Origin of the sequence: Nocardioides aromaticivorans (genome assembly GCF_013408525.1) — a bacterium.
GTDB lineage: Bacteria > Actinomycetota > Actinomycetes > Propionibacteriales > Nocardioidaceae > Nocardioides > Nocardioides aromaticivorans.
The window spans coordinates 154,812-169,467 of sequence record NZ_JACBZM010000002.1; the positions used below are offsets into that span (position 1 = coordinate 154,812).

A 14,656-nucleotide genomic window follows, 5' to 3' on the forward strand; every position below is an offset into this window, starting at 1 on the left:
CTGATGGCGTCCGATCGGCTCGTGGGTTCGTTGCTTTTCCGGGTATGACCGCTACACACAGCGCCCCGCCGAGCGGCCGGGCAGACCACGCCAGCGACCACGACCGGGACCGGGACCGGGACCGGCAGACCTTCGAGCTTTACGGCCACCGGATCACCCACACCAACAACCCCGACGTCCAGCAGCTCCTCGCGGCCGCGCACGCCGACCGGGTCCGGCCCGTGTGCCTGTGCCGCCCCGACGGCGTCGCCATGTACGTCGCCAAGATCGGGCCCGACAAGCACGTCATCAAACGGATGCCCGCCTCCGGGCTCGAGCACGCACACCGATGCGGGTCCTACCTACCCCCCGAAGAGCTCTCCGGACTTGGGCAGGTCCTCGGCAGTGCGATCACCGAAGAAGCCGACAGCGGCCTGACCGCCATCAAGCTCGGGTTCCGCATGTCCAAGGCCGAGCGAGCCGCGCCGACCGGCGCCGGGAGCGGGGGAGTGGCCGACTCCGTCGCCGCGGACCCCAACCGCCTCACTCTCCGCGCCGTGCTGCACTACCTGTGGCAAGAGGCCGACCTGGCGTCGTGGACGCCCGGCATGGACGGCAAGCGCAACTGGCGCATCGTGTCCTGGTACCTGCGTCAGGCCGCCCGGGGGAAGTTCACCAAGGGCAAGCCGCTCGCCACGAGGCTCTACGTCCCCGAGCCGTTCAACGTCGAGAAGAAGATCGACATCGCCGCGCGGCGGCTCTCTGCATGGGCGCCGATGCAGCAGCACGGCAACGCCGGCCAGCAGTTCATGATGCTCATCGGCGAGTTCAAGGCGATCGAGCCCGCGCGGTTCGGACACAAGCTCGTTCTCAGGCACATGCCCGACGCGCCGCTCATGCTCGACGACAAGCTGCACGACCGCCTCCACAAGCGGTTTGGCGACGAACTCGAACTGAGCCGCGCCAACGAGAAGGGCCACCTGATGGTGATCGCGACCTTCTCCGTGGGCCGCGCCGGCCTGGCCACCGCGGAGGAGATCTCCCTGGTCATGACCGACCAGCACTGGCTGCCCTACGAGTCCCTGGCCGACAAGCTGCTGCTCGACGCCGCGCTCGAGGCACGACGGCGGTTCACCAAGTCGCTGCGCTACAACCTGGCTCCCGACAAGCCCATGGCCTCCCTGGTGTTCACCGATACCGAGACCCCGACCGCTGCGTTCTTGCTCACCAATGACCAGGACCGCGATATTGCCGCCCAGATCGGCTCTGACACCGGCACTGCCGTCTGGACCTGGGTGCTCGGTGAAGACATGCCCGCCCTCCCGGCCCGCGCGGGCACCGACCCCGCCCCCAGGTAAACCCCCAGCCCATCTCCTTCGCCGGTTCTGCTGAACCGGCCAAAACCGGGCTAACCCTCTACTACGCTCGTGTACACCCGGCTAAAGCCGGTTCGCCGAGGGAGAGGTCGACGCGACGTGTCCGAACCATGGCTGTCCGCAGAGGACATCGCCGCGCATCTCGGCGTCACCAAGGACACCGTCTACGCCTGGATCGCTGACAAGGCCATGCCAGCCCACAAGGTCGGCCGGTTGTGGAAATTCCAGACGAGCGAGGTCGACGAATGGGTGCGCCGAGGAGGCGCCGCGACCTCAGATGAACCGAGCACCACCGGCTGATCCGCCGGCCCGGCGGGGCGCTCGCGACCGAACACTGTCGCCGGTCCCCGATAGCCTGAACGACTTTGTCCGAGACACCAGCAAGGAGGTGCCAGCCGTGACCGACGCGGAGACCAGCGATCGCTATGCGTTGTCGTTCACCACCGGCACGCTCCTAACCCGTGAGGCCGCCCTCCTGGCGCCCGCCTACCTCGAGGAACGCGACTGGGAGAAGGCCCGTGATCGAGCCGTGGCCGACAACCTTCTCCAAGCGCGCACCCACCGCAGCGGCGTCCGCCTCGTCCGCGAGACGGTGAAGCGGCTCTCGGCCCTGACCGAGCCGGAGCTCGAGCTCCTAGGCGACCTGACAGCCACTGAGCGCGGCCACCTGATGTGGGTGGCGGCCTGCCGCCGCTACAGCCTCATCGCGGAGTTCGCCGAAGAGGTCCTGCGCGAGCGGTTCCTGCTGCTGGCACCGACGCTCGCCTACGAGGACTTCGACGGCTTCATCCGGAGCAAGGCCTTGTGGCACGACGAGCTCGCAATGATCAAGGACTCAACCATGCAGAAGCTGCGATCCACGGTGTTCAAGATGCTCGTGGAGGCCGAACTGCTCTCCGAGTCCGGGCACATCGTGCCCGCCGTTCTGTCCGAACGACTCCTCGCTCTCCTGAATCTCCGCACGCCGAGCGACATCCGCTTTTTCCCCACCCGGAGCGCAGCCTGATGAAGCCGATGGACCTGAACGCGCAAGAAGCGCACCTGCTCGCCGTGCTGAGCAGCCAGCGGTTCCTTCGTATGGAGGGACTTAGCAACGAAGTCCCGTTCTTCATCTATCCCTTCCCGCCCGAAGCCTCCCTCGCGGTCGCGCAGGCGAAGAAGCGGATCAAGACCAAGCTCTCGACCAAGCACGGCGTCACGGTGCGAGAGGTCAACCTCTACGACCTTTCGGTGGAGATCCTCAAAGGACGCGGTGTCTGGGAGCGAGTGCTTGCCTTCGAGCCCGACCACGACAAGGACGACTTGCGGGAGATGCTGCAGGCGATGCTCGACCCGCAACTCCACCTCGCCCCGGCGCTGCGGGCCAAGGTGCAGGACGGCGCCTTCGACATCGTCTTCCTCACCGGCATCGGCGAGGTCTTCCCCTACATCCGTTCCCACAACGTGCTCAACAACTTGCAAAGCGTCGTGACCGGAAAGCCGATGCTCATGTTCTTCCCGGGCGACTACCGACAGTCAGACTCGCTCGGGTCGAGTCTCGTCCTGTTCAACACGTTGACCGACGACCAGTACTACCGAGCCAAGAACATCCTGGAACAGGAAGCGTGACCCGATGCTGTTGAACCAGACCTTCGCCAAGGACGTCCAGCGCCCCATCGAGGGCGTCATCAAGGCCGACGACGCTGCACACCTGAGCACCGAGGTCGACGAGTACGTCCTGACGAACGAGGCGGCCAAGGGCCTCGAGCTACTGCTGGAGGCCTATGCCAACTACACCAACGCCAACGGTGTCTGGATCTCCGGCTTCTTCGGCTCCGGTAAGTCACACCTGCTCAAGATGCTCGCGCACCTGCTCGGCGACGTCGAAGGCCAGGCCTTCGACCGCACCCAGGTCTCGGAGAGCTTTCGCTCCAAGGCCACCGGATCGTTCCTGCCCGCGCTCCTGACCAAGGCCGAGCGCATCGCGGCCAAGAGCCTGCTGTTCAACATCGACCAGAAGGCCACCCTCATCACCAAGGACCAGGCCGACGCCCTGCTCAAGGTGTTCGTGAAGGTCTTCGACGAGAGCCGCGGCTACTACGGCAACCAGGGCCACGTCGCCCGCTTCGAGCGCGACCTCGACACCCGCGGCCAGTACGAGGCGTTCAAGGAGGCCTTCGAGCGGATCGCCAAGATCCCTTGGAGCCAGGGCCGCGAGCAGAGCGCCCTGGAGGGCGCCTCGATCGACCGCGCCTTTGCCGAGATCAACGGCCAGGCGACCGACGGCATCATCAAGCAGTACCAGCAGTCCTACGCGGTCTCCATCGAGGACTTCGCCGACGAGGTCAAGGCATGGCTCGACAAGCAGCCCGACGGGTACCGCCTCAACTTCTACGTCGACGAGGTCGGCCAGTTCATCGGGTCCAACACCCACCTGATGCTCAATCTCCAGACGATCGCCGAAAGCCTCAACACCAAGTGCGGCGGCCGGGCCTGGGTCTTCGTGACCTCTCAGGAGGACATGGACAAGGTCGTCGGTGACCGCACCAAGCAACAGGGCAACGACTTCTCCAAGATCCAGGCCCGCTTCAAGACCCGCGTCCACCTCACCAGCGCCGACGTCGAGGAAGTGATCCGCAAGCGCCTGCTCGAGAAGAACGAGGACGGAGCCGTCGCGCTCCGAGATATCTACGCCACCGAGTCGGCCAACTTCAAGACACTGTTCGATTTCGTCGACGGCGCGAAGAAGTACCGCAACTACACCGACGAAGAGCACTTCGTCGGCACCTACCCCTTCGTCAGCTACCAGTTCCCGCTCTTCCAGGCCGCGATCATCGGGATCTCCGACCACAACGCCTTCGAAGGCCGCAACAGCTCCGTTGGTGAGCGGTCCATGCTCGGCGTCGTCCAGGACGTCGCCAAGGTCGTCGGCACCGGCGAGCTCGGAACGCTGGCCACCTTTGACCGCATGTTCGAAGGCATCCGTGCCTCGCTCAAGGCACAGGCCCAGCAGCAGATCCTCGTCGCGGAGCGCAACCTCGACAACGAGCTGGCCATCCGACTCCTCAAGGCGCTCTTCCTCGTCAAGTACGTCGAGAGTTTCCAGGCCACCGCCCGCAACCTCACCGTGCTCGTCTACGACCGCTTCGGGCTCGATCTGCCGGCGCTGGCCCAGGACGTCAAGGAAGCGCTCGCAGAGCTGGAGCGGCAGACCTACATCCAGCGCAACGGCCAGGTCTATGAGTACCTGACCAACGAAGAGCAGGTCATCGAGGAGGAAATCAAGAACGTCGACATCGACGCCTCCGAGGTCAGCTCCCAGCTGTTCAAGGTCCTCTCTGCCGACGTCATCAGGACCAACAAGATCCGCTACGCCAAGAACGGCCAGGACTTCCCGTTCGGGTTCAAGCTCGACGACCAGGTCCACGGACAGCAGAAGGAACTCTCGGTCCACTTCATCACGCCGGACTACCCCTACACCGCGGACGAGACCCGCATGCACAGCGCCGGAAAGGACGAGTTGCGGGTCGTGCTCGACCCCGACGACCGCGTGCTCATCGACTTGCGGCTGCTGCTCAAGACCGACAAGTACATCAAGCGCAAGCGGACCAGCTCGCTCTCCGCGATCGAAGAGCAGATCCTCCAAGGCAAAGCGACCCTCAACCGAGAGCGCGAAAAGGAACTCGCCCAGCGCATCCAGGCCGCCGTCGGCAAGGCGGGACTGATCATCAACGCCGCTGACGTCCCGGCCAGCTCGACCGACGCGCTCGGACGAGTGACCGAGGGCTTCCAGGAGCTCATCAGCCGCACTTACACGCAGCTCAAGCTGCTCGGTGGCGTCACCTACGGCGAGCAGCAGGTCGCGGGCGCCGCGAACCCCGACAGCGGCCTGTTCGATGCCGAAGCATTGATGAAGATTGACCAGGCCGCCCAAGAGGTCCTCTCGGCGATCCTGCGCAAGACCGGCCAAGGCGAACAGGTCACGATGAAGAGCATCGTCGGCACCTTCCAGGCCAAGCCCTACGGATGGGACCTCGCCTCGATCGAGGTGATCGTTGCCTCCCTGATCGGTGCCTCCAAGGTCACCGTGACCATGGACGGCAACGTGCTCAAGCGGACCGAGATCGCGACCGCGCTCCGCAACACCCAGAAGCACGGACACCAGATCTTCGCGCCGCAGAAGACGTTCGACGAGCGCAAGGTCTCGAACTTCCGCAAGTTCTGCGTCGACTTCTTCGACGAGCCCAGTGCGCCAAAGGACCCCGTCGAGCTGGCCCACCACGGCGCCGACAAGCTCAAGGGCAAGCTCGACGAGTTGCGAGCTTCCGTGATCGGCTCTCGCTACCCGTTCGTCGAGCAACTCAATGTTCCGATCGGCCTCCTGGAGCAAGCGGTCGGCAAGAGCGATGACTGGTACCTCAACGACTTCGACCTTGGCGACGACCTTCTTGAAGCCAAGGACAACGTCATAGACCCGATCCAGTCCTTCATCAGCGGTCCCCAGCGAGCGATCTATGACGCCGCCGCAGCACTGCTCACTACCCACGTAAGCAACCTCAGCTTCCTTCCTCCCGGCAGCGACGAGACCATCACAACCTCACTGGCTGACCCGAACGCCTTCCGAGGCAACAAGATGGCTCAACTCAAGCAAGCCGCAGACGAGTTGCGTAGCCGGATCGACGGCGTGGTCGCGGAGCATCGTGAGACCGTCACTAGCACCTTGGAGCGCCGCCGCAGCGAGCTCACCGATACGTCGTACTACACGGACGCCACACCGGAGGCCCAGCAGCACGCCGTCCAGCAGATCGACCAGACGCTCGCCCGGATCGCCACCGAGAACCAGGTCGCGGTCATCCAGCAGATCGGCTCGAACTTCGAGTCCAGCCAGTACCCGGGGCTACTCGACCTGCTTGCATCGTCGCCGGCCACCCCGAGCCCCGATCCTGAGCCGGTCAAGCAGACCATCTCTGTGAAGACCGTCCTCGTGCCAGGCGCGTCTGGAGTCCTCGAGACCGCGGCAGACGTCGACAACTATCTGACCGCCCTGCGCAGCGCGCTCATTGAGACCTTGAACGACGGAAAGCGAATCTCCCTCTGATGGAAACCGCACCGCTGAAGAACTTCGCGACCTGGGCACGTACCGCGCTCATCCGCGAGGTCACTGCCCGCCTTGCTGCCGTGCTCGCGCCGGGCTCGTCGGAACGGGTTGAGCAGGCCAAAACTGTCGCTGCACTAGAGAGGGCGGTAACCGCGTCGGGGGGCGGCGACAAGGGCCGTGCTGCCGTCGCAGACAAGGTCGCCTACACGTGGTTCAACCGGATCGTCGCGCTACGTTTCATGGACGCCAACGGTTACACAGGCATCGGCATCGTCTCTCCGCAGGCGGGAATTGAGGTCGGCCAGCCCGAGATCCTGTCCGAGGCCAAGCGCGGTGTCGTCGACACCGAGGTCTCGAGCGAGTCCACCCGGACAGTCGTCGCGGGACTTCTGGACGGCACTCGCGGCAGCGCTGACCCGCAGGGCGAGGCGTACGCGCTCCTGCTCGCGGACTACTGCCGCTACTGGAACAAGGCCATGCCCTTCATGTTCGAGCGTCAGGGCGACTACACCGAGCTGCTCATCCCAGCCAACCTCCTGGCCGACGACTCCGTCCTCAACCGCGCCGTCATGGTTCTGACGAAGGACGTCTGCAAGGACGTCGAAGTCATCGGCTGGCTATACCAGTTCTACATCTCCGAGCGGAAGGATGAGGTCTTCGCCGGGTTCAAGAAGAACATGAAGGCCGGCGCCGACCAGATCCCTGCCGCCACGCAGCTCTTCACACCGCACTGGATCGTCCGCTACCTCGTTGAAAACACGCTGGGCCGCCTGTGGATGCTCAACCGACCCTCGTCGGACCTGGTTAGCCAGATGGACTATTACGTCGCCCCAGTCGATGAGGAGACCGACTTCCTCAAGATCGCCAAGCCCGAAGAGCTACGAGTGATCGACCCGGCCTGCGGTTCGGGCCACATGCTCACCTACGCCTTCGACCTCCTATACGCAATCTATGAGGAGGAGGGTTACGGCCCAGCGGAGATCCCAGGGCTGATCCTGGCGCACAACCTCCATGGCACCGAGATCGACCCACGCGCTGGGGCCCTCGCCGCCTTCGCCCTCACGATGAAGGCACGCGCTAAGCAACGCACCTTCTTCACCAAGTTGGTCGAGCCGAACATCTGCATCATCGAACCGATCTCGTTCGGGCCTGATGAGCTGGACTTCCTGGTGACGAAGAACGGGTCCCGGCATGAGGAGGCCCTCTTCTGGAATCAGTTCGCCGAGGCCGACACGCGGGGTTCGCTCACCCGCCCGGATCCTGCTCTGGCGGATCGACTCGAGCGCCACCTGGAGGAACTAGAGCACGGCGGGGACATGCTTAGGGCCGACTCGATCGAATGGGCACGTCGGGTCGTCAAGCAGGCAAAGTATCTCGCGAGCCGCTACTCGGCGGTCGTGGCGAACCCGCCGTACATGGGGTCGAACAACATCAGTGACGGCCTGTCTAGTTGGCTGGCTGAGAACTATCCCCTGAGCAAGTTCGACCTTATGACCGCATTCATGGAGCGAGCCGCTGCGTTGACGTCGCGTGGTGGCTACTGGGGAATGATCAACCTCCCTTCCTGGATGTTCCTGACCTCGTTCGAGGGTCTTCGTCGCTCCCTCCTACGCACGCAGAGCATCGAGTCGTTGTTGCACCTCGGCCGAGGGATCTTTGGCTCGGATTTCGGATCGGTCGCCTTCGTCTCACGCAACACGCCGCATGTCCAGGGCCATCACGGTGTCTACCGTCGGCTCTTCGAAGAACACGTGGATGTTCGCTCGGTCGAGACGATTCGACGCCTGTTTCTTCAGTCGGACCGCGGCTCGTATCGCGCCGATCAGCAGGCCTTCCTTGAGGTGCCTGGAGCTCCGATCGCCTACTGGCTCAGTGAAGCGTTCCTTGCAACATTCGAGAATCTGCCGCCCCTGTCCAAGGTGGCTACCCCGAAGCAGGGTCTCGCCACTGCCAACGATGCTCGATTCCTGAGGTACTGGTATGAAGTCGCGTCGAGCAACCGCGGTGTCGGACTCCCCAGCCGTGCCGAGGCAGCGTCCTCCGGATGCACGTGGTTTCCCTTCAATAAGGGCGGCGCCTTCAGGCGTTGGTACGGAAACATTGAGCATGTCGTGAACTGGGAGCGCGACGGACACGAGATTCGCACCACAACGGGCGAGAACGGCCGTGTTCGGGCACGGCCCCAGAATCTGGACTACTACTTTCAGCCCGCGGTGACATGGTCGAACGTGAGCTCCGGCGCGCCAGCCTTCCGCGCGGTCGACCCAGGCGTGATCTTCGGACATGTCGGGCAGAGCTTGTTCGGAAGCGAGCGGGCTCGCTTGGCGTCCCTAGGCATCTTGAACTCCGCGGTTGCGGCGAAGGCGTTGGAGGTCCTGGCTCCGACTATCCACTACGAGGTGGGCTCGATCGCGAAGGTTCCGATCGACATCGGCTTAGCCGAGTCGCTCGAGCCCCTGGTTGCCAGACTTGTTGAGATCGCACAGGAGGACTGGAACTCCCAAGAGACAGCGATGGGGTTCGAGGCTCCTGGCTGGATTGTCCGGCGCGGTCAGGGATCACTACGCCACTTGGTCGCTGGCGAGCTCGATGCATGGGTCTCCCTGACAGAGGAGATGCAGAGAACTGAGTCTGAGCTCAATGAGGTCGTCGCTAAGGCGTACGGACTCGGCGGCGAGGTCTCGTCGACGGTGTCGATCAACCGTGTTTCCCTGATCAACAATCCGTGGTTCCGATTCGACAACCTCGCGAACCAGGGAGACGCGCGTCGCGCATTCGAGAGAGCAGCTGCTGTGGATCTCGTCTCCTATGCCGTCGGCTGCATGTTTGGGCGCTATAGCCTAGACAAGCCAGGTCTGATCCTCGCCGACCATGGCGCGACATTGCAGGACTACCTCGCGAAGGTCCCGTCTCCGACGTTCACACCCGACGCCGACAACGTCATCCCGGTCGTCGATGGTGATTGGTTCGAAGACGACATCGTGGAGCGGTTCCGCCAGTTCTTGCGCGCGGCGTTTGGCGAGCTGCACTTCGAGGAGAACCTGCGGTTCGTAACCGAGTCGCTCGGCGTGAAAAGCCTGCGCGACTACTTCGTGAAGTCCTTCTACAAGGACCACGTCCAGCGATACAAGAAGCGCCCGATCTACTGGCTATTCTCAAGCCCTAAGGGGTCGTTCAACGCGCTGGTTTACATGCACCGCTACACGCCGTCGACCGCCTCGACGGTTCTGAACGAGTACCTCCGTGAGTATCAGGCGAAGATCAAGGCGAGCCTGGAACACGCCGAGCGGTCCAACAACGCCAAGGACGCCGATCGGCTCCGAAAGGTGCTGCTGGAGCTCGATGAGTACGAGCACGATGTGCTCTATCCGCTGGCCTCGCAGAACGTCGCCATCGACCTCGACGAGGGAGTGAAGACGAACTATCCCAAGCTGGGAAGCGCGTTGAAGAAGATCGCCGGCTTGGAGGCGATCGAATGACTGACGTCGCCAACATCAAGCCACACCTGGAGCGCCGCTTCGTTGACCGCCGAGTCGTGTTCTGGCACGACCCGAAGGGTCAATACGCCTCCGTCGTCGACATCCTCGGTCTGCCGGGTGTCACGACGCTGCGGGTCGCAAACGACGAGTACGCCGTCAAATACCGACTGCTGCACGAGCAGCCCGCTGACAAGTTCTTGATCTACCGGTCGGGTCCGCTGCCGACGGGCATCGGGAACTGGCTCTTGGATCTCGAACTCGCGTACGGCGTTTTCACCGCAGACCGGAGCTCCCTGGTCTCGGAAGAGCTCGGTCTGACCGCCGAAGGCATCGACGCGGTCGTGGCGCGGCATGAGAAGTTCTTCAACGCGGGGAAGCGCGTGGAGACCCTCAAGGGTCTGCTCACGCCCGAAGATGACGAGGCCCGCCTTCGCGCCAAGATGTCCGCGGTGGTGCTCGGGCAAAAGGAGCACAGCCTCCTTGAGATCATGCGGACGCTCTTGGTCGAGAAATCCAAGGGCCAGCAATCGAAGTACCACGCCCTGGTCGATCTCGAACTCGCGGACTTTCTCTGGCTCGGTGCGGCTTCGATCTATGGATACGAGTCGACCGCACCGAGTGTCGACGACTTCGTTTTGTGGATGTTCCGCGCGGCTCTCGGCGGTTTCAAGTCCGATCGCCCCGGCGGACTTCAGAACATCCAGCTCGACTTCGCCAGCTTCCGCAACGACCGTCGCAGCCAAGCCGCGATGTCGACCCTGGCCAAGCAGGCGTCGGCAGACCTCGACTACACGGCGAGCATCGAGAACGCGACGTTCCGCGACCTCGTCGCGGATGACCTGTTCGAGGAGACCGACCGCAAGATCATCGCGGACCTTGCTCGAGCGGTGACGGAACAAACCGTCACCGCTCGTGAGGTGGCCGATGTCGTCCGGGCCCGCCAGAGCAGTGTGTGGGTCGACGGTTACCGCCAGCTGTATGCGGCGATCGACGCAGCCGCCGACCTGCTGTCGCAGCTGAGCACGATCGATTTCACGATTTCGGACTTCGACGAGGGACTTGAGCGCTACCGAACCGACTGGTTCCGCATCGACCAGCTCTACCGCCAGTTCACCTACGCCCGCCGCTCCTTCGAGGGACCGAACCCACTCGACGCGTTGCGAGACCTTGTCGAGAAGACGTACACCAACAAGTTCGTCTACGAGCTCGGCAACGCCTGGCAGAAGCAGGTCGACGAAGCAACCAATTGGCAGTCGGTCGTCCTGCGCTCCCAGCGGTCGTTCTACGGCGACTATGTCGAACAACTGCTCCGCGAGGACAAGAAGGCCGTGGTCATCGTCTCCGACGCCCTCCGATACGAGGTCGCCGACGAGCTACGCTCCCGCATCCGCCAGGAGGACCGGTTCAACGCCGACCTCGCGGCCGTCCTCGGCGTCCTGCCGAGCTACACCCAACTCGGCATGGCCGCACTCCTGCCGCACCGCATTCTGAAGCACTCCACAGACGGCAAGACAGTGCTCGCCGACGGACTGCCCACCAACGGCGTAGGTCCGCGCTCGAAGGTGCTTGAGACCGTGGGCGGCAGCGCAATCCAAGCCGAGACCTTCCGGGCCCTGACCGCCGACGAGCGGCGGGAGATGTTCAAGAGCAACCGGGTTCTGTACATCTACCACGACGTCATCGACGCGATCGGCGACAAGCCCGGCACCGAGCGCCGGGTCTTCGAAGGCGCCGAGCTCGCACTGGCCGAGCTGGTGGACCTCGTCAAGAAGACCGCGAACGCCAACGCCACCAACATCTTCGTGACCGCCGACCACGGCTTCCTCTTCCAAGACGAGGCGCTGCCCGAGCAGTTCTTCCTCTCCGAGAAGGCCCACGGCGACAAGATCCTCGTCGCCAACAAACGCTACGTGCTCGGTCACGGGCTGAAGGTCGACGACGCCTTCGCCACGTTCACCGCTGAGCAGCTGAATCTCGACGGCGACGTCGAGGTCCAGATCCCCAAGTCGATCCACCGCCTCAGGCTTGCCGGCGGCGGAACACGATTCGTCCACGGCGGTGCGACCCTCCAGGAGATCGTCGTACCGGTGCTCGCGATCAACAAGAAGCGCAAGAGCGACACCCGCTTGGTCAACGTCAAGGTGCTGCCCGACACCGACAAGATCACCACTGGCCAGCTGGTCGTGAAGTTGTTCCAGTCCGAGCCCGTCAGCGACAAGGTGCAGGCCCGCGTGCTGCGCGCGGGGCTGTACGTGGGGGAGACGCTGATCTCCAACGACCCGCCGCCCCAGCTGACCTTCGACTCCTCCTCGCCCGAGCAGCGTGACCGGTACCAAAGCGTCCAACTGCTGCTCAACAAGGACGCCAACGACTACAACAACCGCGCCGTCGAGCTCCGCCTCGAGGAGCTCATTCCGAACACAACCCGCTGGCGCGTGTACGAGAAGGCGATGTTCACCCTCAAGCGCTCCTTCACCTCGGACTTCGACTTCTAAGGGCGGCCGACATGACTGAAGAGACCGATCTCAACGTGATCGCCGCCGACCTCCTCGACGGCACGATCGAGGGGCAGACGGCAGACCAGACCCCCGAGCAGTCCGCGCTCGACAAGAAGATCAACCAGCACTTCGCCGGCCTCGTGGTCCGCAAGGACCTCGTCAAGGCAGTCAAGGGCAACGCGATCGTGCCCTCCTACGTCTTGGAGTACCTCCTCGGTCAGTACGCGGCCTCCGATGACGAAGCCACCATCCAGGCCGGCATCGACTCCGTGCGCAAGATCCTCGCCGACCACTACGTCCAACGGAACCAGTCCGAGCTGGTGAAGTCCACGATCAAGGAACGCGGGCGCTACAAGATCATCGACAAGGTCTCTGTCTCTCTCAACGACAAGGACGATCGGTACGAGGCAGAGTTCTCCAACCTCGGCATCAAGGGAGTCATCGTGGAGTCGGCCACGATCAACGCTCACCCCAAGCTCCTCGTCGGCGGCGTCTGGTGCATCTGCGACATCGACTACTTCCACTTCGACGACGCCCGCGTCGTGCCCTGGCAACTCGGCTCGCTGAAGCCGATTCAACTCTCGAACTTCGACTTCGACAGCTACGCCACCTCGCGCCGTGAGTTCACCACCGACGAGTGGATCGACCTGCTGATCCAGTCGATCGGTTTCAACCCTGCCCTGTTCGGCCGTCGCGCCAAGCTCATCCAGCTCGTCCGCCTGATCCCGTTCGTCGAGCGCAACTACAACCTCGTCGAGCTCGGCCCCAAGGGCACCGGCAAGTCACACATTTTCTCGGAATTCTCCCCCCACGGCATGCTGATCTCAGGGGGAGAGGTCACCGTCCCCAAGCTCTTCGTGAACAACTCCAACGGTCGCATCGGCCTGGTCGGCTACTGGGACGTTGTCGCGTTCGACGAGTTCGCCGGCAAGAAGAAGCGCACTGACAAGGCGCTCGTCGACATCATGAAGAACTACATGGCGAACAAGTCGTTCTCGCGTGGTGTGGAGACGCTCGGCGCGGAAGCGTCGATGGTCTTCGTCGGCAACACGTCCCACAACGTGCCGCACATGCTCAAGCACTCCGACCTGTTCGACGAGTTGCCCGAGAGCTATCACGACGCGGCGTACCTCGACCGCCTCCACCACTTCATCCCGGGCTGGGAGGTCGACACCATCCGCGGAGAGATGTTCTCCGAGGGCTACGGCTTCGTCGTCGACTACATCGCCGAAGTCCTGAAGTCGATGCGCAACGCGGACTACTCCGACCGCTACCAGGAGCACTTCACGCTGGGTTCAGACATCTCGACCCGCGACCGCGACGGCATCCACAAGACCTTCTCCGGGCTGATGAAGATCCTCTACCCCCACGGGGAAGCGACCAGGGAGGAGATCGAGGAGATCCTGCGGTTCGCCATCGAGGGCCGCAAGCGCGTCAAGGACCAGATCCTCCGCATCGACGCCACCATGGCCGAGGTCAAGTTCGGCTACCTAGACCATGACGGCGGCTGGCAACCGGTCACCACCCTCGAAGAGGACGAATACCCCACGCACTATCACCGCACCCGCCACGCCGAGGGCGCCGACGCCACCGGCGAGCAGGGGAGCGGCGCCACCGCCGGCGCGGCCGACGGGGCTGCGGCCACGCCCGCTGAACCGGAGCTGTACGCCGGGCACCGCGAATACCAGGAGAACCAGCGCGGAGTCTCCTACGCCACCATGCTGATCCCGTATCTGCGGGGGGCCACCGACATCACCCTCACCGACCCCTACATCCGCCAGTTCCATCAGGCGCGCAACCTGATGGAGCTCGTGGAAGCGCTCGCCGCGGTCAAGGACCCGGCCGACGAGGTCAAGCTCAAGCTCATAACCACCGAATCCTCCGACGGCCCCGAGAAGGTGCAGAAGCAACTGGAGTTCCTGCTCCGCGTCAGACAGGCCGCAGCCGTCGCGGGCATCACCCTCGACGTCGAGCTCAGCGACACCATCCACGACCGGTCGATCCGCGCCAACTCCGGGTGGCGCATCAACCTCGGCCGAGGCCTCGACATCTTCCAGTTCGTCTCCAGTGATGCCTTCGACCTCGCTGCGAGGATCCAGGAGTACCGACAGGTCAAGGCCTTCGGCATCACCTACATCAAGGAGCCGGCGACCGAGAGCGGCTGACGCTGCACTGCACGAACGACGGTGGGAGAGAACCACCACGCCTCGCGCCTCCTACCGTCGGTGAGCGTTGCTACCTTGAGCC

General features: G+C 63.7%; 8 protein-coding genes. All 8 read left to right on the forward strand.

Annotation, left to right across the window (positions count from 1 at the left end; genetic code table 11):
• The first annotated feature begins 44 nt into the window (after positions 1 to 44).
• The 8 genes from BJ993_RS25150 (at position 45) to brxL (ending at position 14,574) form a co-directional block, all read left to right on the forward strand.
• Entirely contained in the window at positions 45 to 1,337 is a 1,293-nt protein-coding gene (locus tag BJ993_RS25150) for a DUF1173 domain-containing protein (RefSeq protein ID WP_179652927.1), read from the forward strand.
• A gap of 117 nt (positions 1,338 to 1,454) precedes the next feature.
• A complete protein-coding gene (locus BJ993_RS25155) occupies positions 1,455 to 1,655 on the forward strand; it encodes a helix-turn-helix domain-containing protein (protein WP_179652929.1) in 201 nt (66 codons plus the stop codon).
• A gap of 97 nt (positions 1,656 to 1,752) precedes the next feature.
• Positions 1,753 to 2,361, forward strand: a complete 609-nt coding sequence (locus BJ993_RS25160; protein ID WP_308645721.1) for a DUF1819 family protein — start codon at positions 1,753 to 1,755, stop codon at positions 2,359 to 2,361.
• Positions 2,361 to 2,963 (forward strand): DUF1788 domain-containing protein, encoded by a 603-nt coding sequence (locus BJ993_RS25165; RefSeq protein WP_179652933.1) that lies wholly within the window; start codon positions 2,361 to 2,363, stop codon positions 2,961 to 2,963. Before BJ993_RS25160 ends, BJ993_RS25165 begins: the two co-directional genes overlap by 1 nt.
• 4 nt (positions 2,964 to 2,967) lie before the next feature.
• Entirely contained in the window at positions 2,968 to 6,432 is a 3,465-nt protein-coding gene (brxC, locus tag BJ993_RS25170; protein WP_179652935.1) for a BREX system P-loop protein BrxC, read from the forward strand.
• On the forward strand, positions 6,432 to 9,911 hold the full coding sequence (gene pglX / locus BJ993_RS25175) for a BREX-1 system adenine-specific DNA-methyltransferase PglX (RefSeq protein ID WP_179652937.1): 3,480 nt from the start codon (positions 6,432 to 6,434) through the stop codon (positions 9,909 to 9,911). The genes brxC and pglX overlap by 1 nt, the downstream gene beginning before the upstream one ends.
• Positions 9,908 to 12,406: a BREX-1 system phosphatase PglZ type A gene (pglZ, locus tag BJ993_RS25180; protein ID WP_179652939.1), complete on the forward strand. Its 2,499-nt coding sequence runs from the start codon at positions 9,908 to 9,910 to the stop codon at positions 12,404 to 12,406. The genes pglX and pglZ overlap by 4 nt, the downstream gene beginning before the upstream one ends.
• 11 nt (positions 12,407 to 12,417) lie before the next feature.
• The gene (gene brxL / locus BJ993_RS25185; RefSeq protein ID WP_179652941.1) at positions 12,418 to 14,574 is read left to right on the forward strand and encodes a BREX system Lon protease-like protein BrxL; all 2,157 of its coding nucleotides are present in this window, start codon (positions 12,418 to 12,420) and stop codon (positions 14,572 to 14,574) included.
• Positions 14,575 to 14,656: the final 82 nt, after the last annotated feature.

Excerpts from the sequence above, each read along its gene's own strand:
- BJ993_RS25165 (WP_179652933.1), top strand. The coding sequence starts at position 2,361 with ATGAAGCCGATGGACCTGAACGCGCAAGAAGCGCACCTGCTCGCCGTG.
- brxL (WP_179652941.1), top strand. The coding sequence starts at position 12,418 with ATGACTGAAGAGACCGATCTCAACGTGATCGCCGCCGACCTCCTCGAC.
- BJ993_RS25150 (WP_179652927.1), top strand. The coding sequence starts at position 45 with ATGACCGCTACACACAGCGCCCCGCCGAGCGGCCGGGCAGACCACGCC.
- pglZ (WP_179652939.1), top strand. The coding sequence starts at position 9,908 with ATGACTGACGTCGCCAACATCAAGCCACACCTGGAGCGCCGCTTCGTT.
- pglX (WP_179652937.1), top strand. The coding sequence starts at position 6,432 with ATGGAAACCGCACCGCTGAAGAACTTCGCGACCTGGGCACGTACCGCG.
- brxC (WP_179652935.1), top strand. The coding sequence starts at position 2,968 with ATGCTGTTGAACCAGACCTTCGCCAAGGACGTCCAGCGCCCCATCGAG.